Origin of the sequence: Archangium violaceum, from assembly GCF_016887565.1 — a bacterium.
GTDB classification, from domain to species: domain Bacteria; phylum Myxococcota; class Myxococcia; order Myxococcales; family Myxococcaceae; genus Archangium; species Archangium violaceum_B.
In genome coordinates this window covers 127,737-151,966 of sequence record NZ_CP069396.1, presented here as the reverse complement: position 1 = coordinate 151,966, position 24,230 = coordinate 127,737, and the positions used below count along the sequence as shown (strand labels likewise).

The 24,230-nt window shown below is 67.0% G+C and carries 17 protein-coding genes and 2 pseudogenes; 10 read left to right on the top strand and 9 right to left on the bottom strand.

The annotated features are described in order from the left end of the window. Positions 1-677: 677 nt before the first annotated feature. Positions 678-4,280: a PAS domain-containing protein gene (locus JRI60_RS00695; RefSeq protein ID WP_204223872.1), complete on the top strand. Its 3,603-nt coding sequence runs from the start codon at positions 678-680 to the stop codon at positions 4,278-4,280. Positions 4,281-4,298: 18 nt separating this feature from the next. On the opposite strand, the gene JRI60_RS00690 is transcribed toward JRI60_RS00695, so the two are convergent. After that, positions 4,299-5,429, bottom strand: a complete 1,131-nt coding sequence (locus tag JRI60_RS00690) for a pectin acetylesterase-family hydrolase (protein ID WP_204223871.1) — start codon at positions 5,427-5,429, stop codon at positions 4,299-4,301. Between the two features lie 154 nt (positions 5,430-5,583). On the opposite strand from JRI60_RS00690, the gene JRI60_RS00685 reads away from it, so the two are divergent. The 3 genes from JRI60_RS00685 (at position 5,584) to JRI60_RS00675 (ending at position 9,699) form a co-directional block, all read left to right on the top strand. Next, on the top strand, positions 5,584-6,804 hold the full coding sequence (locus tag JRI60_RS00685; RefSeq protein ID WP_204223870.1) for an ankyrin repeat domain-containing protein: 1,221 nt from the start codon (positions 5,584-5,586) through the stop codon (positions 6,802-6,804). Between the two features lie 314 nt (positions 6,805-7,118). Then, the gene (locus JRI60_RS00680; RefSeq protein WP_239470262.1) at positions 7,119-9,419 is read left to right on the top strand and encodes an ATP-binding protein; all 2,301 of its coding nucleotides are present in this window, start codon (positions 7,119-7,121) and stop codon (positions 9,417-9,419) included. A 100-nt stretch (positions 9,420-9,519) separates the two neighbouring features. Continuing rightward, positions 9,520-9,699: a hypothetical protein gene (locus JRI60_RS00675; RefSeq protein ID WP_204223868.1), complete on the top strand. Its 180-nt coding sequence runs from the start codon at positions 9,520-9,522 to the stop codon at positions 9,697-9,699. Positions 9,700-9,800: 101 nt separating this feature from the next. On the opposite strand, the gene JRI60_RS00670 is transcribed toward JRI60_RS00675, so the two are convergent. Next, positions 9,801-10,310 carry a DUF1801 domain-containing protein gene (locus JRI60_RS00670; RefSeq protein ID WP_204223867.1) on the bottom strand — a complete coding sequence of 170 codons (510 nt, stop codon included), beginning with the start codon at positions 10,308-10,310 and terminating at the stop codon, positions 9,801-9,803. Positions 10,311-10,374: 64 nt separating this feature from the next. Between JRI60_RS00670 and JRI60_RS00665 the strand changes: the two genes are divergently transcribed. Beyond that, positions 10,375-11,025 carry a RidA family protein gene (locus JRI60_RS00665; RefSeq protein ID WP_239470261.1) on the top strand — a complete coding sequence of 217 codons (651 nt, stop codon included), beginning with the start codon at positions 10,375-10,377 and terminating at the stop codon, positions 11,023-11,025. Between the two features lie 96 nt (positions 11,026-11,121). Here the strand turns inward: JRI60_RS00665 and JRI60_RS00660 are convergent, their stop codons facing one another. Further along, positions 11,122-11,568 (bottom strand): hypothetical protein, encoded by a 447-nt coding sequence (locus JRI60_RS00660; protein ID WP_239470948.1) that lies wholly within the window; start codon positions 11,566-11,568, stop codon positions 11,122-11,124. Here JRI60_RS00660 and JRI60_RS52840 point away from each other — a divergent pair. The 3 genes and pseudogenes from JRI60_RS52840 to JRI60_RS54270 form a co-directional block, all read left to right on the top strand. Then, positions 11,546-11,798 (top strand): annotated as a pseudogene (locus JRI60_RS52840) (sensor histidine kinase); the annotation flags it as partial. The gene JRI60_RS00660 and the pseudogene JRI60_RS52840 sit on opposite strands and share 23 nt — an antisense overlap. A 90-nt stretch (positions 11,799-11,888) precedes the next feature. Next, positions 11,889-12,773 carry a DUF2381 family protein gene (locus JRI60_RS00650; protein ID WP_343213438.1) on the top strand — a complete coding sequence of 295 codons (885 nt, stop codon included), beginning with the start codon at positions 11,889-11,891 and terminating at the stop codon, positions 12,771-12,773. Between the two features lie 12 nt (positions 12,774-12,785). Continuing rightward, positions 12,786-14,549: a serine/threonine protein kinase gene (locus JRI60_RS54270; RefSeq protein WP_204223865.1), complete on the top strand. Its 1,764-nt coding sequence runs from the start codon at positions 12,786-12,788 to the stop codon at positions 14,547-14,549. 333 nt (positions 14,550-14,882) lie between these two features. Here JRI60_RS54270 and JRI60_RS52830 read toward each other — a convergent pair whose 3' ends face one another. From JRI60_RS52830 to JRI60_RS00635, 3 genes are all read right to left on the bottom strand, one after another. Then, a complete protein-coding gene (locus JRI60_RS52830) occupies positions 14,883-14,990 on the bottom strand; it encodes a DUF5953 family protein (protein ID WP_239470260.1) in 108 nt (35 codons plus the stop codon). A gap of 258 nt (positions 14,991-15,248) precedes the next feature. Next, positions 15,249-17,405, bottom strand: a complete 2,157-nt coding sequence (locus JRI60_RS00640) for a KAP family P-loop NTPase fold protein (RefSeq protein WP_343213386.1) — start codon at positions 17,403-17,405, stop codon at positions 15,249-15,251. Between the two features lie 302 nt (positions 17,406-17,707). Then, a complete protein-coding gene (locus JRI60_RS00635) occupies positions 17,708-18,313 on the bottom strand; it encodes a hypothetical protein (RefSeq protein WP_239470947.1) in 606 nt (201 codons plus the stop codon). A 16-nt stretch (positions 18,314-18,329) separates the two neighbouring features. On the opposite strand from JRI60_RS00635, the pseudogene JRI60_RS00630 reads away from it, so the two are divergent. Next, positions 18,330-18,701, top strand: a pseudogene (locus JRI60_RS00630) (sensor histidine kinase); the annotation flags it as partial. Here the strand turns inward: JRI60_RS00630 and JRI60_RS52825 are convergent. From JRI60_RS52825 to JRI60_RS00620, 3 genes are all read right to left on the bottom strand, one after another. Beyond that, positions 18,649-19,224: a phospholipase effector Tle1 domain-containing protein gene (locus tag JRI60_RS52825; RefSeq protein WP_239470937.1), complete on the bottom strand. Its 576-nt coding sequence runs from the start codon at positions 19,222-19,224 to the stop codon at positions 18,649-18,651. The pseudogene JRI60_RS00630 and the gene JRI60_RS52825 sit on opposite strands and share 53 nt — an antisense overlap. 142 nt (positions 19,225-19,366) lie before the next feature. After that, positions 19,367-19,879 (bottom strand): DUF3304 domain-containing protein, encoded by a 513-nt coding sequence (locus tag JRI60_RS00625; RefSeq protein WP_204223862.1) that lies wholly within the window; start codon positions 19,877-19,879, stop codon positions 19,367-19,369. Positions 19,880-20,177: 298 nt separating this feature from the next. Beyond that, on the bottom strand, positions 20,178-22,937 hold the full coding sequence (locus JRI60_RS00620) for an RCC1 repeat-containing protein (protein ID WP_239470259.1): 2,760 nt from the start codon (positions 22,935-22,937) through the stop codon (positions 20,178-20,180). A gap of 186 nt (positions 22,938-23,123) precedes the next feature. Between JRI60_RS00620 and JRI60_RS00615 the strand changes: the two genes are divergently transcribed. Next, positions 23,124-24,215, top strand: coding sequence for an ATP-dependent DNA ligase (locus tag JRI60_RS00615; RefSeq protein ID WP_204223861.1), 1,092 nt, complete (start codon positions 23,124-23,126; stop codon positions 24,213-24,215). Positions 24,216-24,230: the final 15 nt, after the last annotated feature.

Genomic DNA, 24,230 nt, shown 5'->3' with positions numbered 1-24,230 from the left:
GAGAGGGTGTCAAAGAACTTGAGCAGCACGACTCGGCAAGACGCGCGGTGGGAAGGAGAAGAGAGGAAAGCAAGCCGAGAAATCCTCCTGCCTCCACCGCTCCGCTGCCTCTCGGAACACCACGACAAAGGCCCGGTACTGCTCGCATAGCTCCTTCACCGCCTGGTGCGTGGATGCATGTCCCAATGGCCGCCGGCTGCGCTTGAGGTGCTCGGGCCGGGTATGCTGGCTCGGCCCATTCCTTGGCGAAGCACCCCTCCGCCGCCATGTCCTCGCTTCCCCGTTTGCTCCAGCGCTTCGTCCTCGGAAAGACTTGGAGGCCACGAGATTCACCCGTCCACGCCGAGTCTCGTCCGTCTTCGAGTCCCGCGTTTCGAGTTCTTTGACACCACCTCGGTCTTCGAGTCCCGCGTTTCGAGTTCTTTGACACCACCTCGCGCGTTTCGAGTTCTTTGACACCACCTCGCGCCACCTCGCCTCGGGGGTGGCGCCCTCCCCGGGGACCAGGCGCACGGGCGAGCCATCGACACACTGAACAAGCGGCAATGCCCTTCCATGTCCGCCCGCTCACAGCGGGGGAACGCCTCTTTCCGAGCGTTGTTATGTCCGTCTGATGGGGCCGTCTTCCCCATCTGATGGGGAGCCATTATCTCCACTCCCGGGAGAGGAATAGCGCCGTGAACCGCGAGACGCATCGGCCAACGTCCCCGCATGCCTCGCTGGCGGACGTGCTGGAGGCCCGGCGTGACGACATCATCCACCACTGGGTGGAGCGGCTGAGCGAGGAGCTGGCCCCGGCGCCCCGCCCCCAGGGCTTGCTGGAGGACCACATCGGCGGCTACCTCCAGGAGCTGACCACGGTGCTCCACCAGGCCAGACGGGAGGGAGCCGCCGCGGTACCGGAGCGCAGCGCCGAGGCCCGCGAGCACGGCCGCCAGCGCCTGCGCATCGGTTTCGATCTGACGGTGCTGGTGCGCGAGTACGACGTGCTGCACGAGTGCATCCTCGACTCGGTGGAGGACACGGGCACGCGCGTCACCCTGGCCGAGCACCGGGCGCTCACCTCCTTCATCATCCAAGGCATCGCCGAGGCGGCGGACGAGCACACCCGCGCGCAGCGGCTCAACGAGGCGCGGCTCCAGGCGCTGTTGGACCATGCCCCCGTCTCCATCTACGCCAAGGACATCGAGGGACGCTACTTCATCTCCAACCGGCACCAGCAGGAGGTGCTGGGGCTCTCGCGCGAGCAGATCCTCGGCAAGGACACCTCCGAGCTCTTCCCCGGGCAGAACGTCGACGCGCTCCGGGCCCATGACGCCCAGGTCCTGGCCGGCCACACCTGCATCGCCGAGGAAGTGGTGAATCTCTCCTCGGGGCCGCGCACGTACCTGTCCGTGAAGTTTCCCCTGCCGGGGGACGAGGGCACTCCCGCGGCCATCGGCGGCATCTCCACGGACATCACCGAGCGCAAGGAGGCCGAGGCCGCCCGGGCCCGGTTGCTGCGCGAGTCCGAAGCCCAACGCGAGCGCCTGGGCTCACTCTTCCAGCATTCCCCGGCCATGACCTTCGTGCTGCAGGGACCCGAGCTCGTCCTCACCCTGGCCAATCCCCTCATCGTCCGGCGCCTGCGCGGCCGGGAGCTGGTGGGCAAGCCCCTGCGCGAGGCCATTCCGGAGCTCGTGGAGCAGGGCTACGGCGAGCTGCTCGACAACGTCTACCGCACGGGCAAGCCGGCCATGGGCAACGAGGCCCCGGTGTGGGTGACCCCACCCGAGGGAGGGCAACCCGAGGAGGCCTTCTTCAACTACGTCTACACGCCGACCCATGGACCGGACGGCCAGGTGGACGGCGTCTTCGTGCACGTGGTGGAGGTGACGGAGTTGGTGCGCGAGCGCCGCAAGGCGGAAGAGGCGCTGGTGCTGCTGGACACCCTGCTCAACACCGCCCCGGTGGGGCTGGCCTTCCTCGACCGCGACCTGCGCTTCGTGCGCGTCAACCAGATGACGGCCAACGTCTACGGCCGTCCCATCGAGCAGATGCTGGGCCATGACCTGGACGAGCTCGCGCCCTCCGTGTCCCCCCGGCTCACGCCCATCCGCCGTCAGGTGCTGGAAACGGGGCAGCCGGTCTTCGGCCAGGAGGTGACGGGCCCCGCCCCCGGGACGGGCGGGGAGGTCCGCCACTGGCTCCTCAACCACTCCCCGGTGCGCAACCGGGCCGGCGAGGTCATCCTCGTGGCCACCGCGGCGCTGGACATCACGGAGCGCAAGCGCGCCGAGAGTGCGACCGAGGAGCGCTTCCGCCTGCTGGTGGAGGGCGTGGAGGACTACGCCATCTTCATGCTCGACCCCGAGGGCCGGGTGACGAGCTGGAATCCGGGAGCCGAGCGCATCAAGGGTTGGAAGGCGCCGGAGGTCCTCGGCCACTCCATCTCCCTCTTCTACCTCCCCGGGGACGTGGTGGCCGGGGTTCCCGAGGAGACCCTGCGGCTCGCCGCCACCGAGGGGCAGTACCGCGCGGAGGTGCCCCTCTTGCGCAAGGACGGCAGCCGGTTCTGGGCGGACATCCTGCTCACCGCCCTGCGCGACGAGCGGGGAGTCCCGCGAGGCTTCGCCATGATCACCCGCGACATCTCACCGCGGAGGCAGGCCGAGGAGGTGCTGCGCGCGACGACCCAGCGGCTGGAGGCCATCCTGGAGACGGCGGTGGATGGAATCCTCACCATCGACGAGTGGGGCCGCATCCAGAGCATCAACCCGGCCACCGTGCGTATCTTCGGCCATCCCCCCGAGCAACTGCTCGGCCGCGACATCCGCCACCTGGTGCCCGAGCCCTTCTCGAGCGGCAGTCTCCAACCGGGGGCGCGCAAGGCGCTGGACTGCGGGCGCGAGGTGCGGGGCCGGCGCGAGGATGGGAGCCACTTCCCCCTGGAGCTCTCCGTCAGCGAGACCCGCCTGTCACAGGGACGCTTCTTCACCTGCATCGTGCGCGACATCACCGCGCGCAAGCGCGCCGAGGAGGCGCAGGCCCTGTTCGTCCGGGTGGGCACGCTGCTGTCCCAGTCGCTCGACGTCCACACCACCCTCGAGAGTCTCGCCTCGCTCGTGGTGTCCCATCTGGCCGACTACTGCGTCCTGTTCCTGCTGGGGGAGGACGGGCAGCTGCGCCGGCTGGAGCTCGCGGCCCGGGACCCGGAGATGCAAGCGCTCATCCACCGCGCACAGCCAGTCCCAACCCAGGTCTCGAGTGCCAGCCCCGTGGCCCGGGCCCTGGAGGGCGGCGTGCCCCAGGCCCTGCCGAAGGTCACCCCCGAGTGGATGGATGCCATCGCCAGCAACGCGGAGCACCGGGCCCTCCTGGAGGGGCTTGCCCCGAAATCCGCGCTCATGGTGCCCCTGGTGGCCAGGGGGCGGAAGCTCGGCGTCATCGCCTTCGCCTGGACCCAGTTCCGCCCCACGTGCGCCACAACGGACCAGGAGGTGGCCCTGGGCGTGGCCGATCGCGCGGCCATGGCGCTCGACAACGCGCGGCTCTACCAGGAGGCCCAGGAGGCCATCCGGGTGCGCGAGGACGTGGTGGCCATCGTCAGCCACGACCTGCGCACTCCCCTCAACGCCATCAGCCTGTCGGCCACGAGCCTGCTCAAGCGCGGCAACCTGGAAGCGCACACCGCCAAGGCCACCCACCGGATCCGCGCGGCGGCGGATCGGGCCAGCCGGATGATTCGGGACCTGCTCGACTTCAACCAGGCACGCATGCGGGGCATCCCCGCCCACCGCGGGCCCCTGGACTTCCACGAGCAGGTCCTACGGGTGGTGAAGGAGGTGCGGCTCGCCCATCCAGACAGGCACATCGCGTTCCACTCCAGCGGAGAGGGCTGGGGCGAGTGGGATGGGGACCGGCTGGCCCAGGTGGTGACGAACCTCGTGGGCAATGCGCTCCAGCACGGCCCGGCGGGCTCGCCCGTGCGGGTATCCACCCGGAGCGAGGATTCGAGCGTCCTGCTCGAGGTGCACAACGAGAACGTGGGTCGCGCCATCCCACCGGAGGTGCTGGCGAAGCTCTTCGAGCCCTACCGGCGGGGGCCCGAGGCCGGGGCGGGACAGGGCAGCCTCGGCCTGGGGCTCTTCATCACCCGGCAGATCGTCCTCGCGCATGGCGGGAGCATCGACGTGCGCTCCACGCCCGAGGAGGGAACCACCTTCACCGTGCGCCTGCCGCGGCACTCGGGAAGGGTGTCAGACACTTCGTACGACACTTCGTACGGCTCGGAGGAATGACTCCAACAGGAGTGGCGCTCACGGTTCCAGCACGTTGTTCCAGGCCGCATCCCCCGCGACCCACTGTATGACCCAATCATTGAGCGCCACACCGGTGGTGCTGGTGAAGGTCTCGAGTCCGCCCAGGAAGGTGTGTTGCGTCCCCCGCTTCAGGAAGTACCGCGTGTTGGCCCGCCCGTCGTAGGACGACGAGAGCAGTTGGAGCGTCAGCGCTGAGTAGTTATCGGCGGGATACGCGAAGAAGGTGCGGAGCACGGCGTCCCGGTCCCAGGCGAGCAGCCCGAACCGCGAGGCCGGATGCGTGTCCGCCAGGTACGCGGGGAACCGCGCGAAGTCCGTCGTGCAGTTGGTGCAGGCGGCCGGGACCGTCACGCCCCAGTTGGTGAACCAGGTGCTCTGGAGCGTCCCGGAGGGAGTCACCATCTGCCCCGAGTCCGCGAGGACGTGGACCTCGGCCTTGGGGAAGCTGGCCACGACGCGCTCGTAATTGAGCTGTGCGCCGAACGCGCCCGCGCTGCTTCCCGCGAGGAATACGCGCCGCGCGTTCGGGAAGGTCGCCGCCAGGCGCGGGAGCCAGGCTTCCACGTTGGCGGCGCCCTTGTGGTGAACCTGTCTCGACCCGTAGGTCTGCACGGCGTTGCCCGCGTGGACGTCGCCCGTGCAATACGGAACGAAGACGAAGGACATGCTCCGGAAGGGGTTCGTCGCCTTGCCCCGGTTGAACATGGAGGCATTCCTGGTGCTTTCGGCCTGGAACTGGGCGGCCTGGTACCCCGTGCTCAGGTTGCTCGCGCTGGGTTGGATGAAGCACGTCTGCTCATTCCAGCAGGCGCCACCCCCCTGCATGTAGAGGTAGAGATCCTGGCTCGCGTTGGTGGGATTGATGCCAATCCCGGTCCGCGCGCCGTTGCCACACGCCGTGCCGGCGATGTCGACCCAGGTCCAGACCTCCGGGGCCGCGATGATGGGGCCCGTGTCGCCCGTGCCCGCGTCGCCCGTGCCCGCATCGGTACCGCCGTCAGCTGGGGGCACGCCCGCGTCGGCGCAGCCGGGGTCGGTCGCGGAGTCACAGGGCGGCGTGTCATCACCGCACGCGGTGAACCAGAGCGGAACCGAGGCGAGGAGCAGGATCTGAAGGAGCTTGCGCATGGTGACGGCAGTGTCACCGTTGCCGGAACTTCCGGCAATCACCTTGTCGCCACGGCGCTCGGCTCGCCGTGCTCGCTCCTCCTCTTGCGCCAGCGCTTCGTCGCTGGAACAACCTCTATCTCTGCTATTGAAACGACCTCCCAGGAGCACCTCCATGTCAGGCAAGAAGGCATCGAAGCTGAACGCGAACCTGGTCGCGGCCGTCGAAGACACGGACGCCAAGGCGGTGGCGAAGCTGCTGGCCGCCGGCGCCGATCCCAACTCCCGCGACAGTGATGACGCGCCGGTGCTGCTGCTGGCGGCCTCCGCGGAGGAGCTCGAGCTCGTGGAGCTGCTGCTCGGCGCGGGCGCGGAGGTCGATGCGGTCGACGCGCTCGGGATGTCGCCTCTGATGTATGCCGTCCTGTCCGGGAACATCGAGGTAGCGGAGCGGCTGATTGCCAGCGGCGCCGACGTCAACCACTCATGCGACGACGACCTGGGCAACACCGTGCTGACGCTGGCGCTGGACAAGAACGAGCTCCCGGACGAGCCCTCCGCGGCCATGGTGGAGAAGCTCCTCCGCGCGGGGGCGAATCCGAACACCCCCAACGCGGCCGGCTGGCCTCCGCTCCACCGCGCGGCCAGCTTTCCGGACCTCTCCCTCATCGAGCTGCTGCTCGCGGCCGGAGCGGACGTCAAGACACCGAGGTCGAGCGGCTATCACGCCATCGACACCGCGCGGGCCCATGGCCAGCACGAGGTGGTGAAGCGCCTGCTCGCGGCCGGAAGTCCCTCGCTGGAGGAGACGGCGACCGCGCGGATGACGGAGGTCTGGACGCGCATCGAGGCGTGGTACGCGAAGCACTGCGCGCCGTACGCCGAGGCCTCGAGGAAGGCCCAGCGCGCGGCACCGAAGCAGCTCGCCGCCCTGGAGCGGGCCCTCGGAACCGGGCTGCCCCCGGACCTCCGTGCCTTCCTGCTGCGCTTCGGAGGTGGTGGATCACATCCGCCCGGGGACGCAGGCGTCTTCGAATACTCCGGCATGAGCGTGGACCTCATCCTGTCGGAGTGGAAGGGGCTGGCGAAACTCCGGAAGCAAGGCGTCTTCGAGAAGGCCACGCCTCACGAGCTGCCCAAGTCGGACCAGACCCTGCAGTGGACCTGGTGGCACCCCGGCTGGGTTCCCTTCGCCCGCGACAGCGGGGGCAACCTGTACTGTGTGGACCTGGCGCCCGGCCCCGAGGGGACCCGCGGGCAGGTGTTCAAGTGGGAGAGCCACGACGGGCCCCTCCCGCCCATCCGGGAATCGCTCCAGGAGTTCTTCGAGTGGTACCTGGAACAGCTCGAGGAGGGGAGGTTCACCTTCGACGGTGAAACCCTGTTCCGCGACTGAGCTTCTTGTCGGGTTCGCCGTGCATGTCGTGCTCTTGTTCAGCAGAGAGGCAGAGGAGGGCTGGCTTCGAGGGTGAAAAGAACATCCTGGGGCTTGCCAGGCAGTCGGGTGGAGCCACGTCGACGGGCTGCCATCTTCAGCAGGTGTCACACTCATCGCTAGAGATGGACGGGGGACATTCGCTCCTCGAGCCCCGCTTACCTTCCCCCATTTGCTGGAAGGCGGACGCGGAGAGCCTGCGCCTCCTCTCTGTGGAGCCGGTTTCCCGTTGGCTCTCAGGGCAACCCGAGGAGGAACTGGCCAGCCTCCACCCCGTGTTCCTGACGGACCTCGTGCACCCCGCGGACCGGGAGCACACGTTGGAGACGCTGCGGGCCGTGGCGGCGGATGGGAGGGCTCGGCGATGCATCCACCGGCCCGCCACGGCGGACGGCAGCCCCCAGTGGTGCCGGACCTCGATCCGGGGGATTCGCGATGAGGCCGGGCAGATCCAGGAACTGACGGGAGTGACGCAGCCCATGAGGGGTCTCCTGTTGTCCAGGGAGGCGCTCCAGCAGCGGGAGTCGGTCCTACGGCGGATGCTCGCCCAGGTGCCCGCCTTCCTGTACCTCACCGACCGGGAGCTGCGTTTCATCGCCACCGCGGGCTCGGAGCTGGCCGGGCCGGGTCCGGAGCTGGAGGGGCGGCTGCTGCACGAGGTGCTCGGAGCGGGTGAGGGGTCCTCCCTGGCGCTCTCCGCCCACGGCCGTGCTCTCCAAGGCGAACCGGCGCGCTACGACACCCTGTGGTTCCACCGCGCCATCGAGGTGCGCGTCGAGCCAGCCTTCGACGAGGAGGGCCAGTGCGTGGGGACGATCGGTCTCGCGCTCGACGTGACCGGGCAGCGGCAGGAGGAGGAGGCGCTGCGGACGAACGCGGAACGCCTGCGCACGCTCCTGGAGACGACCTCGGATGCCATCTACCTGAAGGATGGCGAGGGCCGCTGGCTCGAGGCGAACGACGCGGGACTCCAGCTCTTCCGCCTGCCGCGCTCGGCATACCAGGGTCTGACGGACCTCGAGCTCTCCAGGCTCGACGACTTCTACCGGGATGCGTTCATCGCCTGCTACCGCAGCGATCAGCGGACGTGGGAGGCGGGAGGCCCCACGCGCCAGGAGGAGGTCATTCCCCAGCCGGGTGGAGGCTCCCGCATCATGGATGTCTCCAAGGTCCCCCTGTACCACCCCAATGGACAGCGCAAGGGGCTTGTCATCCTCGGACGCGACATCACCCGCCGCCGCCTGGCCGAGCAGGAGCGGGATCGGCTGCTGCACCAGGAGAAGGAGGCCCGCGCCGCCGCGGAGGAGGCGCGGCGTCGCTCCGAGTTCCTGTCGTCCGCGAGCCGCATGTTGGCCGACTCGCTGGATTACGATGCCACGCTGACGACGGTGGCCCGGCTGGGACTGCCCTTCCTGGGCGAGTGGTGCGCCGTGGACCTGATGGGGGAGGACTCGCGCGCCGTCCGGGTGGCCATGGCCCACGCCGATCCCTTGAGGGAGTCGATCGCCGGACGGCTGGCGGCATGTGTGCCGGACATGGAGGCGCCGGGGGGCATCGCGGAGGTCATCCGCTCCCGGCGTCCGCTCGTGCTCACCGCTCCGGGCGGAGAGCAGGGGGTGCCGCCCTTGTGTGACCATGGGGGGTCGCACCAGGATTCCCTGAGGGAGCTGGGGTTGCGCTCGGCGCTCTGCGTGCCCCTGGTGGCCCGGGGGCGGACCATGGGGGCGCTCACCTTCGCCTCGGGGGAGCCGCGGCGATACCGGGACGAGGACGTGATGCTGGCCGGGGATCTGGCCTGGCGCGCCGCGCTCGCGCTGGACAACGCCCGGCTCTACCGGGAATCCCAGGAGGCCATCCTGGCCCGCGACGAGTTCCTCTCCATCGCCTCGCACGAGCTGCGCACGCCCATCACCGCGCTGCGGTTGGGCATCCAGCGCCTGTTCCGGCTCGCCCGTGGTGGCGAGGAGCCCTCGTGGAAGATGGTGGCCGCCTCCCTGGCGGGGGTGGAGCGGCAGGGCAGGCGCCTGACCCTGCTCATCGACAGCCTCCTGGATGTCTCGCGGCTGCGGTCCCACCACATCCAGCTCGAGCTGGAGGAGTTGGATCTCTCGGAGGTGGTCCGCGACGTGGTGGCCCAGCTCGAGGGCGTGCTGGCGCGCACGCACACACCCCTCTCGCTGCGGGCCGACACACCCGTGGTGGGCCGGTGGGATCGCTTCCGGCTCGAGCAGGTGGTGACGAACCTTCTCGACAATGCCATCAAGTATGGCGCGGCGGCGCCCATCGAGGTGACGGTGGCCCTCGAGGAGGGCTCGGCCGTGCTCACGCTGAGGGATCAGGGCATCGGTATCGCCCCCGAGCGTCTGCCCTTCATCTTCGGAAGGTTCGAGCGGGCGGTGTCGTCACGGCACTACGGTGGGCTCGGACTGGGGCTCTACATCGTGCGGCAGATCGTCGAGATGCATGGCGGTAGCATCCAGGTGGAGAGCAGCCCCGGGAGGGGCTCGACCTTCACCGTGCGCCTGCCTCACTCCTCCCACTCTGCCGGACGCGCCGACGCGGCGGGACACCCGTGAGGGAGCCGTCGGGCTGACCTGCACGAAGATTGGGCTCGCCCAGGCCGCGGTGCCTCTCTCAAGGGGTAGAGCGCCCACCAGAATCTGGTAGCCGACGTCCGTGCCCAGCTCCGTGCCCAGCTCGCGTGCCACGCGCGCCGCCACGCTCGTCGCGGCGATACGCCGGGGCTGGGTGACGCCAATCTGGCACGGGCGGCCGCCGCGCCCCATGGCGAGCAGGACTTTCGGCAGCTGCGTCGTCTTCCCCGAGCCGGTGGCCCCCGCGACGATGACGACCTGATGGGCGGCGATGGCCGCGGTGATGTCCTCCACCCGGCGTGTGTGGCACCACGTCTGGCCCCGCGGGCTGGCGTCGGCAGGCCACCTCCGGGCGTGCCTCCTTCAGGAGTGGTGCGCCACCGCGGCCTTCACCCAGCGCAGGATGCTCGCCTCGTCGAGGTCCGCGGCGCTGCGCACCTTGAGGTGGCGCATGGTCTTCCCGGTGCCCTCGAGCTTTCCTTCCGGGTCGTCGAGCTTCTCCGGGGGCGCCATGATGCTGAGGGCGGCGTAGGTCGTCGAGGTGTAGAGCGCACAGAACCCGCCCTTCAGCTGGTAGTAGGGCATGCCCCACTTCATGGACTCGCGGGCGCCGGGGGCGGCCTTCTTCACCAGGGCACGCAGGGCCTCGAGGTGCTCGCGCCGCTCCGGGGGCTGCTGCGCGAAGAAGGCGTCCGCCGGGGCGTCGAGGTCCTCGCGGCGCAGGTATTGGCGGTCAGGGGTCTTCTTGGCGGCCGCGCCCTTCGCCGGGGTCTTCGCGGGCGTCTTCCTCGCGGCGCTCTTCCTCGCAGGGGGATTCTTCGTGGGTGTCTTCTTCCTGGGTGTCTTCTTCGCCATCGCCTTGCGTGCGGCCATCCGAGCCTCCGAGGCCCCGGATCGCCGGGGCGGGCGGGGAGGCTACCCCAGCAGCGGAGGGCGCATGGGTCGGAAGGTGCGCTTCCAGCGGGTGGACGCATGGGCGGAACTGACTGAAGTCGAAGCTGCGTTTGAGGAGGGTGGCCCCCTCCAGCCCTGGCCCGGCGCATGCCGCGATGCCTCGCCGGAGGAGTGCGAGGCTCCCTCGGATGGGGGGTGCTGCCGGCGGTGGGGCCGTTCAGAATTCGGCTTCCACTCAGAGGGCGACATCATGAGCAGCTCGAATCGAAAGACCGTCAGCTTCGGGGTTCCTTGGGAAAAGGCGTATGGCTACGTGCAGGCCGTACGCTTGAACAACACCATCTACGTCTCCGGCCAGCTTTCGCACACCCCGCAGGGCGAGCTCGTCGCTCCGGCAGCGCTGGGCGCGGACGGCAAGCCCGCGGACTTCTCGACCATGGAAGCGCAGATGAAGCGCACCTACGAGAATGCCGAGGTGCTGTTGGCCGAACTGGGCGCGACCATGGCGGACGTGGTGGAAGAAACGCTGTTCGTGCTCGACGTTCCGTCTGCCTTCGCAGCCAGTTCGAAGGTGCGGCCGCTGGTCTACAAGCAGGCGGTGCCGCAGGTTGCCAGCAATCTGATCGGCGTGTCTGCCTTGGCCTTCCCCGAGCAGCTGATCGAGATTGCATTCAGGGCGGAAGTCCAGGGCTGAGCCCGGCCGCGCGCTCGCATCGGCGAGCCGTTGCCGGCTACGCCGAAGCGCCCAGCGAAGCCTGTGCCAGATGGGCGAGCTGGCGCGCGGCGACGATCAGCCCGTCGATGACGAACTCGCCCGCTTGTCCTGTGCGCGAGCCTCGGCTTCCACCTGCTCCACGAGCCCCCGCACCGCGCGCTGCCTCTCCTCCTCCCCCAGTCCTTCCCAGCACGGCAGTGGCGCCACCTCCAACTCCACTGGCTCGGCAATTTCCTCGGCGAAGCGCCCCTCCCCCGCTGCCGTGTCCTCGCTCCTCCTCTTGCTCCAGCGCTTCGTCCAGTTGAACCATTGGAACAGTCGCCTCGCCGGCCCCAGCAGCTGCGGTAGACACGTGAGTCCTGGCCACTCGGCACTCCTCTCCACCAGGCCCTCTTTCACCCCATGGGCCAGGACGTAGCGCAACCGCCCCACCAGCGCCGTGTCGTCCAGCACTGGCTCCGCTGAGTAGACGGTGGCCCTCGAGGAGGGCTCGTCCGTGCTCACGCTGAGGGACCGGGGCATCGGTATCGCCCCCGAGCGTCTACCCCTCATCTTCGGAAGGTTCGAGCGCGGTGTGGTCACGGCACTACGGTGGGCTCGGACTGGGGCTCTACATCGTGCGGCAGATCGTCGAGCTGCATGGCGGTAGCATCCAGGTGGAGAGCAGCCCCGGGAGGGGCTCGACCTTCACCGTGCGCCTGCCTCGCTCCTCCCACTCCGACGGACGCGCCGACGCGCCGGGACTCCCGTGAGGGAGCCGTCGGCTGACCTGCACGAACCAGTACGACGACAGCTGTCCCTGATGCGGCATCTGCTAGGGTGAACCGGCGAGGTCACCCCCACTGGCACTACCATCACTCCTATTCCTGGCCCTCCTCACCCTGTCCCTGGCGGCACCGGCGGCAGCGCAGACGCAGCCCCCCGCCCGAGAGCAGCAGCAACGGCAAGTCGTCCTCCCCAACAACCCCAATGAGGCGGTACCGGAGGCGCGGGTGGCCGTAGGTGTCGCCACCTACCTGCGCTTCGACGCCTCCCTCGACAAGGCCTCGGTGGAGGTGGAGGGGCGGCCGGCGCGTTTCCGTTGGGTGGATGTAGGGGAGCGCCTCATCGCCGTGGAGCCCTCCGTCGATCTGGGCGCCGAGGAGAGGCTGGTGGTGCGGGTGCGCTACCGGGACGGCGCCTCCCCCGCGGTGGCCACGCTCGTTCTCGTCACCCACCCCACCCTGGTGGACAAGGAGGTGGAGGTGGTGCGCCGCTCGCGCACGGTGGAGGCGCTGGAAGCAGCGCTGGCGGAGAAGGAGGCTGCGCTAGCGGCATTGCAGGCCGTGAGCGGTCCCGCCGGGCTCGTCTTCTCCGGGCGGCTGGACTTCAAGGGCGTACAGGCCCGGCGCATCGAGCTCGTTCCCACGGGGCCTCAGAGTGGGCTGAAGGTGGTGAAGGGGGAGGCGTACCGCGCCACCACCTGGGCGCTCGCCGTCGTCCGCGTGCGCAACCTCCCGGGACAGAAGCCCTGGGGGCCGGGAGAGGCGCGGCTCACCCGGCCAAACGGCACGCCCGTGAAGGTGCGCTCCGTGGACATGGACAAGGCCCAGCTCGCGCCCGGGGAGGAGGGCCTCGTGGCCCTGGAGACGGAAGCTCCCTTCTGGGATGCGGGCGAATTCCTCCGCCTGGAACTGCTGGACAAGAGCGGCACCCGGCGCCTCTCCATCCCCGAAGTGAAGCTGTAGGAGCGCCACCCCATGACGGCGGAAGCCCTGCATCCCGACCTCCTCCAACCTGGCCACATGGTGGGGCCCTGGCGCATCGTCCAGGTACTGGGCCGTGGCGGCTCCTCCCGCGTCTTCTTGGTGGAGCGGGACAACAAGCCCTACTCCCTGAAGATGGGGCTCCTCCCTCTCTCCGAGGCCAAGGAGGAGCTCTCGGAGGAGGAGTACGTGGAGGAGAAGAGCGCCTACCGGCGGCTGGCGCGCGAGGCGGCCGCCCTCTTCACCTACGCCTCTCACCCCAACCTGCTGCGCCTGTACGCGGTGGACTGCTGGCCCAACCCCACCCAGGGCTACCCCTTCCTCGTCACCGACTACGTGGACGGGGACAACTGGCACCAGTGGCGCTGGCGCAACCCTCCTCACGCCGCCAGGCTGGTGGACACCTTCAGCGACGTGGTGCGCACCGTGGGTGTGCTGCACCAGCGCGGCGTGTACCACCGGGATTTGAAGGCGGAGAACCTCCTCATCCGCCGGGAGGACGGTCGCCCCTTCCTCATCGACTTCGGCACCGTGCGTCTGCCGGGAGCCCTCACCAAGACGCTGGGCCTGCCCGAGGGCGTCATGCACCTGCTGCCGCCCGAGCTCCTGGCCTACACGCGCTCAGCGGTGTGGAAGAAGGGCGTGCCCTTCCAAGGGGGCGCACCCGCGGACCTGTACGCGCTGGGGGTGCTGCTCTTCCAGGCCCTCACGGACCTGCACCCCTTCAACCCCGAGCTGCCTGACGAGCAGCTGGTGGCCGCCATCGCCACCGTGTCCCCAACTGCGCCCTACCTCCTCAACCCCCTGGCGCCGCGCTCCCTCAGCGACATCGCCATGAGGCTGCTGGAGAAGAAGCCCGAGGACCGGTACCCCAGCACCGGGGCGCTGCTACAGGCGTTGGAGCAGGCAGCCGAGCGGGAGAGGCTCTCCCCCGCCTGGAAGGTGCCGCTCTTCGAGGCCGAGCCGCACCCGGTGGAGCCCACGCCCCAGGAAGAGGTGGCTCCGCCGGCCCAGCCGCCCGAAACGGCGCGCGCGGCCCCGGAGGAGGCTCCCCATCCGCGGGAGGCCCCGGCGGCAGCCCCTGGCCGTCCCCGGCGCTCAAGGTGGCCCCGGGTGCTGTTGGCGAGCCTGACTGTAGTCGGCCTTGTCTTGTGGCTGGCGCGCTCCACACTCGCGCCTCTACCCGAGGCGCTACCGCCTCGGTCTGGCCATGCCGAGAAAGGAAGCCCGTCCGTGTCCACCACTCCCCCCTCCGCCTCCTCGAGTTTCCTCGCCGCCTGGCTGTGCGCTGTCGCCGGCCTCGGCTGCCCCGCCGTGCAGGTGAAGCCCCCGGAGCCCGAGGACTGCCCCAAGGAGGCGGCCGAGGCCATGACTCGGGAGCTGAAGATTCGGACGAGCAGCCCTCTTCGGGCCGTCGTGGACATCAACCAGCCCGGCGACGCCAGCGAGGCCGGTGTCTACCAGGACGGCCCCGTCACCGGGCGCCTCGTGGAGGGAGACGGCAACCTGCCCGAGGGGACGCTGCTCCACGGCCGCCTCTGGACAGGCCCCGGCATCTACGAGGTTGCAGGGACTGAGAAGTTCCCAGCTGTCCTGGGCCGCTACACGCAGGCCGTGCTGCCCGATGGGCGGAAGTACCCCGTGTGCATCGTGCTGGGGGACACGGACGGGCGGGTGAAGAAGGTGGAGGGCTCCAAGCCCGGCGCTGCCGTGCTGGCGCGCGAGCTGCCGGTGAGCCCCGTCTGGCACTGGCCGTGAGACCCGGGGCCCCGAAGAGGCGGCTCCGAGCCCGAGCATTTCGCTCTGTGGATGCTGCGCCTGTACGGCTCGTGCTCCCAGGACCGGATTGCCCCGTGTACGGGCCTCCACCTCCTCCCACAGGCCCCGCCTCGCCTCCTGCCCCAGTCCTTCCCAGCACGGCAACGGTGCTACTTCCAGTTCCACGGGCTCGCCCCATTGGGCAGTCGCCGACAGCTGCGCCTCGCCCAGGCCTCGGAGTTCGCGGCCATTGGCCTGCTGTCGGGCCTCACCGCGGCGTGCGCGGCCTCCGTGCTGGCCGGGGTCATCACCACGCAGGTATTCGAGGCGATGCTAAATCTCAGGCGAGCGCATGGCACCAGGGGACCTGATCACCGGCAGCCTGCGGGGAGGCAGTTCCAGGTCGTCTGGCCGATTCTTCGTCTGGCGCGCGATGTCCACCCCCGCGCTGAACGGCGTCGCGTGCCCCCAGAACGCGCGAGCAACTTTGCCTGGCGTGTGCCCAATGGGGCTGCACGGCCTATCCACGGTCCGGTGCTCAGCCTCAGCGCCACCCGTCCGCGTCCCTATTCAGCCCCTCTGCACCTGCCCTCCCCCCTCAACACAGCCCCTATCCGTCTTAAGCTCTACCATCTCCTGAAAATACGGGCCCATAACACTCTGTTTCAAGTCACCACGTAACCAACAAATGGTGCTTTTTTATCTTTTAGACGACTCTCCTTTTGTCTTCTCACGCTTCCGATTCTCCACAGACTCCCCAAAAGCCACAAATGCCTCCAATTCTCTGCCCTTCAGCGCCTTTGAATCTATTTTAGCCAAGCTGTCTACAAGGGTTTCAACAGGCAAGAAACATTCAATCTCTTCGATTCCAATTTGCGGACGCGACCGTGCAGTCTTGTCACCTAGGCTGTGGAAATACACGTCTCGCGTAAATCCTCGAACCAAGGCTAGTGCACCATACGAATTCGAGGCCATCGAAGTCGCCCATGCGCGTGGAGCAGCGCCATCTGTCCAATGCAACCAACGAAACATAAGCGTAGCCACTTCTGGGTGATCAATAAGGTACCCTGTTCGGGATGCTGCGGTAATTTTATCCACGCAAAGAGACTTCAATTCTGGCAGTCGTGCCTCTGAAACAAGATATTCATGTCCGGCTTTGTTTTCACGCCGCTCTTCCAAGGAAACAAGGCTAACTGGTAGCTGAAGTCCGGTTGTTTCTTTGATGGCTGTGGCAAGAGTGTTCTCGCGTTCGGCTTCGCTTGGGATCCGACGAAGGAACCAGAAAACGACTCTTACGGCATGCATTTCTGGACTCACATCAAACACTTGAGACGCGCTTCTCAGACCATCACCCACATCAAACAGCGCAGTCACAAATGGCACAGCAGCCCGCGTGTCTATTGTTTCCTTGTATGCCTCCAGTCGATCAAACATCGCCTCCAACAGTCCACGTTCACTGAGTCGCTTTAGTTCTGCCACAAGACTCGGACGGTCAAATACAGCATTCAGCACTGCCTCTATCTCCGCCTGTGAAATATCACCTTCAGAGAGAGAGAGATGAAAGTAACGCGAAAAATGGGTCTCACTGCATGCTCGCAGATCACGTTCCCACCTCTCCTCAAATCCAGATCCGTATCCATAACCGCTCAGTAGCCACTCAACGGGCTGAAAGATAACGGACAGAATCTGCTTAACAGCGGAATGGTTTTCTGGTTTCTGCGAGAGGGCCACGAGCTCATCGAGTTCCCGTCGCGCCAAGGACTTTCGGTCCTTGAGGCTTGATTGACCCGGTCCCTCCAAAAGCAGTTTTCTAAAACGAGGCAATGCCTCATAAACCCGAGCCTCAAAAACACGCAGCACTTCAAGACCAATCAAATCAATTTGATTTATCTCCAACGTTTTCCCACCTCGGAACATGCCCAAATGAAATTCAAATGTCGCCATGTAACGATACACATCGCGCAATGTCACGAAATAATGATTAACACCACCCACCAATAGATTTCCCCAGCGTCGCTGATCAAAGGGGACGGTATTTGGAATTTCCCCGATCACCTCGTTGAGTGCCGCAACAAACAACTTTTGAACTTGGATTGGAGAAGACGCTGGAATAGAAAACGGGACTTGAATAATCTTTTTCAAATATTCGCTACCGTCAACATGTGCCTGATCAGCGATAGCCTGCTCAACCACGGCACGCTCGAACACGAGAAGAAAAACCAAACTCGGAAAGTCTGCATTGGCCCGGACTGCACGAAGAAGTGATTGAACTTCTGGTTGGGGGAGTCGATCTATATCATCTATAATAACAATGAGTTGACGACCACGTCGCCCCATTACACTTCTCAACTCGGTCTTGAGATCATCCAATGTCCGCTCGGTTGCGGCTGCGCGCGAGTTAAAGAATGCCGCGGCCTTTTCCGCAATTACGGCTGAACTCTGGAGAAAAAGGCCGATGACAATGGCCACCATTGCGGCAAATTGAAGAATCGCCTCGATGGTTGGATGACCAGATGCCGCCAATGCGCCAGTTGTCAACAATCCGGAAATTACTAGCGTAATGGGCGTTTTGGAATACGCATCAAAAGTCGATGTCGACAGATTAAGCGCTGCAGCCCATTGACTCCATTTCAATGCAATCTTTTTATTTTCCTCTGACTTGTCACCATACTGAAGTGCGACAGCTATTTCACGAAGCAGCCGACCTCCAGATGTGGCTTGGTCTGCACTCTGCCACGGATTGAATCTAAGTATGTCTACATTGTTTTTGGCCGCTTCTTTCTGGAGGATTTCAACGACGAAATTGACAATGCTGCTCTTTCCAGACCCCCACGGTCCTGTGAGTGATACCACCAAGCTCTCGGGCTCCCTCCAGTTGATTATTGTGTGTGCGAGGGACTTTGCAAAAGCTTCTCTCCCAAGAAGATCATCCTTAAGCGACTGCGCAGGCCGGTCCGCAGCAGCTCGATTGGTCTGAGTCCATTTTTGGTTCGTCACAAGGTGATATTCGCATGCATCTCACCATTGGATCAATATCGAGCGTCTTGAGCTGGCTCAAGTTCAAATCACCGTACACGTGTACACGTTTCAAAACTCAGAAAGCCGGAGATTCCAGAGAACAATCGTCTTCTCCTCCGCGAGGGTGTCCCGCGAGGGTGTCAGAGAATTCGAGTGACGCGACCCGGCACGACACGCGGCGGAAAAGAGAAGAGCGGAAAGCTGTCCGAGAACTCCCCTCGCATCCACCGTGCTGCCGCCTCTCGGAATGCCGCGACGAAGGCCCGGTACTGCTCACGCAACTCCTTCAATGCCTGGCGCGTCGAGGCATGCCCTAACGGCCGAGGGCTCCGCTTGAGGCGCTCGGGCCGGGTATGCGGGTGCTGTGCCCTCACGGCCCGCACTCCCAGCACAGGCTTGTCCTGTGCGCGAGCCTCGGCTTCCACCTGCTCCACGAGCCCCCGCACCGCGCGCTGCCTCTCCTCCTCCCCCAGTCCTTCCCAGCACGGCAGTGGCGCCACCTCCAACTCCACTGGCTCGGCAATTTCCTCGGCGAAGCGCCCCTCCCCCGCTGCCGTGTCCTCGCTCCTCCTCTTGCTCCAGCGCTTCGTCCAGTTGAACCATTGGAACAGTCGCCTCGCCGGCCCCAGCAGCTGCGGTAGACACGTGAGTCCTGGCCACTCGGCACTCCTCTCCACCAGGCCCTCTTTCACCCCATGGGCCAGGACGTAGCGCAACCGCCCCACCAGCGCCGTGTCGTCCAGCACTGGCTCCGCTGAGTAGCCCGTGGTGGGCCGGTGGGATCGCTTCCGGCTCGAGCAGGTGGTGACGAACCTCCTCGACAATGCCGTCAAGTATGGCGCGGCGGCGCCCATCGAGGTGACGGTGGCCCTTGAGGAGGGCTCGGCCGTGCTCACGCTGAGGGACCGGGGCATCGGCATCGCCCCCGAGCGTCTGCCCTTCATCTTCGGAAGGTTCGAGCGGGCGGTGTCGTCACGGCACTACGGTGGGCTCGGCCTGGGGCTCTACATCGTGCGGCAGATCGTCGAGCTGCATGGCGGTAGCATCCAGGTGGAGAGCAGCCCCGGGAGGGGCTCGACCTTCACCGTGCGCCTGCCTCGCTCCTCCCACTCCGACGGACGCGCCGACGCGCCGGGACACACATCCCCATCGTCAGATCCAGGGACTGGGCATTGTTCGTCCCCATGGGCATCCCCACCGAGACCACGGTGTCGAACAGGCCCATGAAGTACAGCTCGAAGGGGATCCTCGTGTTCTTGGATTGAAAGGTCCAGCCGCCTCCGCTCGCTTTGGTGCAACGGTCCGCGATGCGCCGGGCGAAGGCCCGCGCCAGGGCGGCTCCACGGGAGAAGCCGAACAGAGCCACGTGGACCGAGCGGCCCTTGGCCTGGAAGAGCTGGGTCTCGAGCTTCTTCATCGCCCACTCGAGGCGCTCCTCCCCCATGCCTCCAAAGGCGAGCCCCGTGGTCGTTCCTCCCGGATCTTTGATGTCCTTGAAGCGTGTACCGAGCCCCGGGATGTAATAGCCGAAGGAGACTTGTCCCTTATCGGTTTGTTGGTGTGCGAGGAACAATCTCGCGACGTTGCTGTGCTCGCGATTGGCGTAATCGGCTTCCAGGTTGTTGCCAGTACCGTCGAAGAAGAAGGTGATCTTCATCCCCTGTCGCACCGTATTGGCCGACACCTTGTTCCCAGCTCCGAACACGAGCGGCACGGAGCGGGTGGGCTCGACCTTCGCGCTCGAGAGAGACGCGGCCAGTTGCAGCAGTCCGGGTGATTGAAGCTTCTTTGAATCCTGCTCAGTAGCCATCTTTGCACCTCGCGGTCTGCTCGTCCGCCACCGTGTTTCCAGACTGCTTGCGCTTTCCGTCGTCGAAGGACTCCAACACCAACTTCATCTCAGGGTAGCCCTCTGACAGTTCCGCCTCGATGTGGCCATCCGGAAAGAAATGAACCCCGAGGTTCTGAGGATTGGCTGGAATGGGTCCCTCGAGCACGGCTTCCGCTTCACACCAACGCTTGTTGTCCCGCGTCCATTTGATCGTTAGCGTTGTCGGCAATTCCGTACCCGGCCACAAATTCAAGCAGCAGGCACTCTTCCCGCCCCCTGACGTAGGGGAACTGACGAAGATGTTGCCACCTCCCTGTCCATTCACCATGAAAGCAGCGATATACAAATCCGTGTAATTGAAGCCGTTGATCTCCAGCGACACGGGCTTGGTGATGGTGGGTTTTTCCTCGGCGGCTTGCGCCGGCTTTGACGCCGTCTTCGGGTCCGATTGGCATTGGCTGCATGCGCTCAGCAGCAGCAACGCCCCGCCAAGGGCCCACCCGCTCCGGATTGCTCGCCGTGTCATCCGCCCACTCATTCCAGGAGTCCCCCCTTCCGCCCCTCTACAGCATCCCCGGCCCCCGCCCGTCAATGAAGGGACCCGGGCCCACCTTTCCTACTTGTACCAGTTCACCAGGTCCTGGCTCCGGGCCACCGAGACGCTGTGATTGGTCTCGACCGCGGCAAAGACATGGAGGCGGTCTTCCGCGGCGGCTGAAGCAGCCCTTGTCCTTCTCAGGGCTGCTTCATGGGGTCGACCCCGCGCCGCCTGGCCCGCCCTACGGGAGCGGGACGAGGCCGGGCGCGCTCCGGTGGATGGAGCGGCCGGTGCCCAGCACCTCGAAGCCGTTGCTGCCCCAACTCCAGACGGAGCCGTCGGTCTTCACGGCCACGGAGAAGCCCAGGCCGGTCCCCGCCCTGAGCACACCCGTGAGGGCCACCTGCACCGGTGAGAGCGCCTGGGACTGCGTCAGGGTTCCCAGGCCCAGTTGGCCGCCGTAGTTGCTTCCCCAGGCCCACAGCGTGCCGTCGCCCCGGACGGCCAGGGTATGGCTTTCCTCGGGATCCGTCACCGAGGCCACCCCGGTGAGGCCCGCCACCTGCACGGGGGTATAGCGACTGCTGGTCGTGCCATCGCCCAGGTTGCCGGAGTTGTTCGTTCCGCAGACCCAGAGGGTGTTGCTACTCCCGGCCACGACGACCGAGTAGTCCAGACCCCCGGCCACCGCGGTCGCACCCGTGACGGCGGCCATCTGGACGGGGCTCGCCTTGTAGCGGGCGGAGGTCGAGCCGATGCCGAGCTGGCCCCGGTTGCTCCATCCCCAACCCCACACCGTGCCGTCGTTGCGCACGGCCAGACTGTGGGTGTAGCCCGCGGACACCGAGATGATGCCCGTGAGGCCCGGCACCTGGAAGGGCACCGGACGATCCACGGTGGTGCCATCGCCCAACTGGGCGTCGACGTTCCAGCCCCACGCCCACACGGTGCCATCCTGGCGCAGCGCCAGCGAATGGCCGCCACCAGCGGCCACGGCCGTCACCCCGGTGAGGCCCGACACCTGCACGGGTTGCGAAGTCTGGCGGCCGGCGTTGGAACCCCAGCTCCACACGGTGCCATCCTGGCGCAGCGCCAGGGAGTGATGGTCGCCCGCGGCCACGGCCGTCACCCCGGTGAGGCTCATCACCCGCACCGGCGCGAGCCGGTTGGAGGTGGTGCCATCGCCCAGCTTCCCGGAGTAGTTATCCCCCCAGCTCCACACCGTACCGTCCTGGTGCAGCGCCAGGGTATGCGTCCTGCCCACGGCGACGTCCTTGAAGCCGCTGGCGAGCACCTGCACCGGCCCGGGCTGGAAGTCCGAGCCGTCCGCGAAGAGGCCGTTGGAGTTCGCGCCCCACGCCCAGACCCGACCGCTCGAATCCAGCACCAGGGAGGCACAATCGGCGGAGGAGACATCCACCCCTCCAGTGAGACCCGGCACCTGCTCGGGCACCGTGTGGGATTTCGAGGCGCCGTCGTCCAGGCAGCTGTTGTTACCCCAGAGCCACACGCCACCGTCACCGCGCAGCGCCAGGGAGGACTGGCCACCGGCGGCCAGGACCGTCGCCCCCGTGAGCCCCTGCACCTGAACGGGGGTGAGCCGCTGGGTATTGGTGCCATCACCCAACTGGCCCGAGTAATTGTTCCCCCAGCCCCACACCGTGCCGTCCTGGCGCAATGCCAGGGAGTGGGAGCCTCCCGCCGCCAGGGCGACGATGCCCGACAGTCCCCCCACCTGCGTCGGCGTGGAGCGCTGGGTGGTGGTGCCGTCGCCCAGTTGGCCCTCGAAGTTCTCCCCCCAGCTCCACACCGTGCCGTCGTCGCGCAGCGCCAGGGCGTAGCCGTAGCCCGCCTCGACGGCCACCACGCGGCTCAGCCCGGCAATCGGTGCCGGGGTGGAGCGCGAGGAGGAGCCATCCCCCAGCTCACCGGAGTAGCCACTCCCCCAGCTCCACACCGTGCCGTCGTTGCGCAACGCCAACGCGAAGCCGTTGCCCGCGGTGATGGACACCACGCCACTCAAGCCGGACACTTGCGCGGGGGTGCTCCGGTTCACCGAGGTCCCATCTCCCAACTGGCCGTTGGAGTTGTACCCCCAGCTCCACACGGTGCCATCCTGGCGCAGCGCCAGCGAGTACGCGCCGCCCGAGGCCACCGACGTGACACCGCTCAGTCCCGTCACCTTCACGGGGCTGCGAACGCGCGGCTCACTCGTGGCCGGGCCGAGCTGGCCGTAGTTGTTGTAACCCCAGCCCCACACGGTGCCGTCCGCGCGCACGAGCAGCGCATGCTCGTAGCTGGCGTCGAGCTTCACCAGGCGCGGGGAAGGCGTGACCGGAGGCGGAATCTGCCCGCCGCCAACGTCGAAGGCCAGGTCATCCCGGTCATCGTACGGCCCCTGGGTACACGGGGCGGCGCTCCCGCCGTACCGGAAGGACGCGCGGACGGCCTGGGTCGTCCCGCCGGAGGGCAGCGTATAGGTGGCGCTCATCCGCTGGAGGCCGGCGCCAGGAGGCACCAGGGTGGTGAGGAGCGTCCACGACGGCTGGGAAGCATCCGCCGTGTAGTAGATGTCCAGCGCATCCGAGCTGTACCCGGAGTAGGCCCAGACGACGACCTCCACCCGCACCTGCTTGCCGGCCGCCAGGGAAGAGCCGTCCACCGTCACCACGCGCACCTGCTCCACGGACTCGTCGGAGCGGTAGCTGCCGGAGGTGCCGTCGGCGCAGGTGCCGCCCAGGGTGTTGGGCGCGTTCTGCTCCGGGCCCACTCCCGCACGGCCCTGGAGCAGGGTGCCCGAGTCACAGTCAGAACCCCCTGCCTGGCACCTGGGAACGCGCAGCGTGGCGTCAGGGCTGGCCATCGCACTGAGGGCCATGAGCTGGTGGTCTGGCCTCGGGCCCTCCGGTGCGAGCGGCCCCTCCTGGGGACCGCAGCCCATGGCCAGCATGAGTCCGGCTCCCCTCACCCACTTCATCCACGTCGTCGTACGCCTCGTCATTCCAACCCCCTCACTGGTTCAACAGGCACTACTTGGAATGCGACGTTTACGCGTTTTAACACCCATTGGGAATACAATTTTCCACGAACACGGGAAAGACGAACGAGGACGTCCCGCCTGTCGGGCGCCACGAGGGGACCGGGGCGCCGGGTTGATCGCCGCGCGGGTCGGGCCCAGCTTCCCTTCATGAAGCTGCCCGTCATGCCTCCGGTGTCGCCCATGCTCGCCAGGCTGGAGCGCGAGCTCCCGGAGGAAGGCGAGGTGCTCTACGAGCCGAAATGGGACGGATTCCGCGCCATCGTCTATCGCGACGGGGACGAGGTCATCCTCGGCAGCCGCAACGAGCGGCCGATGACGCGCTACTTCCCCGAGCTCGTCGAGTCGATACGCACGCATCTGCCGCGCCGCTGCGTCGTCGACGGTGAAATCGTCATCGTGGGCGAGGACGGCGGGCTGGATTTCGACGCGCTGTTGCAGCGTATCCACCCGGCGGCTTCACGCATCCGCAAGCTCGCGGTGGAGACGCCCGCCTCGTTCGTGGCTTTCGACCTGCTCGCGCTCGACAAGCGAGACTTGCGGCCGCGGCCATTCCACGAGCGCAGGACGTTGCTCGAGAAAGCGCTCGCGCGCGTCCGCGCGCCGATCCACCTCACGCCCGCCACGCGCAGCCGCGAGGTGGCCGAGGCCTGGTTCCGCCGCTTCGAGGGCGCCGGGCTCGATGGTGTCGTCGTCAAGCCGCTCGCCCTGCCGTACCTCGAAGGCAAGCGCGAGATGTACAAGGTGAAGCACGAGCGCACCGCGGACTGCGTCGTGGGTGGCTTTCGCTGGCACAAGGACGGCCAGGGCATCGGCTCGTTGGTGCTCGGCCTCTACGATGCGCGAGGCACGCTGCAACACGCGGGCGTCGCCACGGGGTTCGCCGCGAAGCAACGGGTGGAGCTCGCCAAGAAGCTCGAGCCGTACCGGAAGCGGGCGATGGAGACGCACCCCTGGCGCGAGTGGGCGGAGGTGGAGGACGACGCGGTCCGGATGCCGGGGGCCCAGAGCCGCTGGAGCGCGCAGCGCGACCTGAGTTGGGAGCCCGTGCGCCCGGAGCTCGTCGTCGAGGTGGCGTACGACCACATGCAGGGCATGCGCTTTCGTCACGCCACGCACTTCCGAAGGTGGCGCCCGGACCGCACGCCGCGCTCGTGCACCTACGCGCAATTGGAGCGCTCGGTCCCGGCCGAGCTCGCCGATGTCTTCGCCTCCGAGCTCGAGGCCTCCCCCGCCCATTGAGCGTGCATGAAGAGG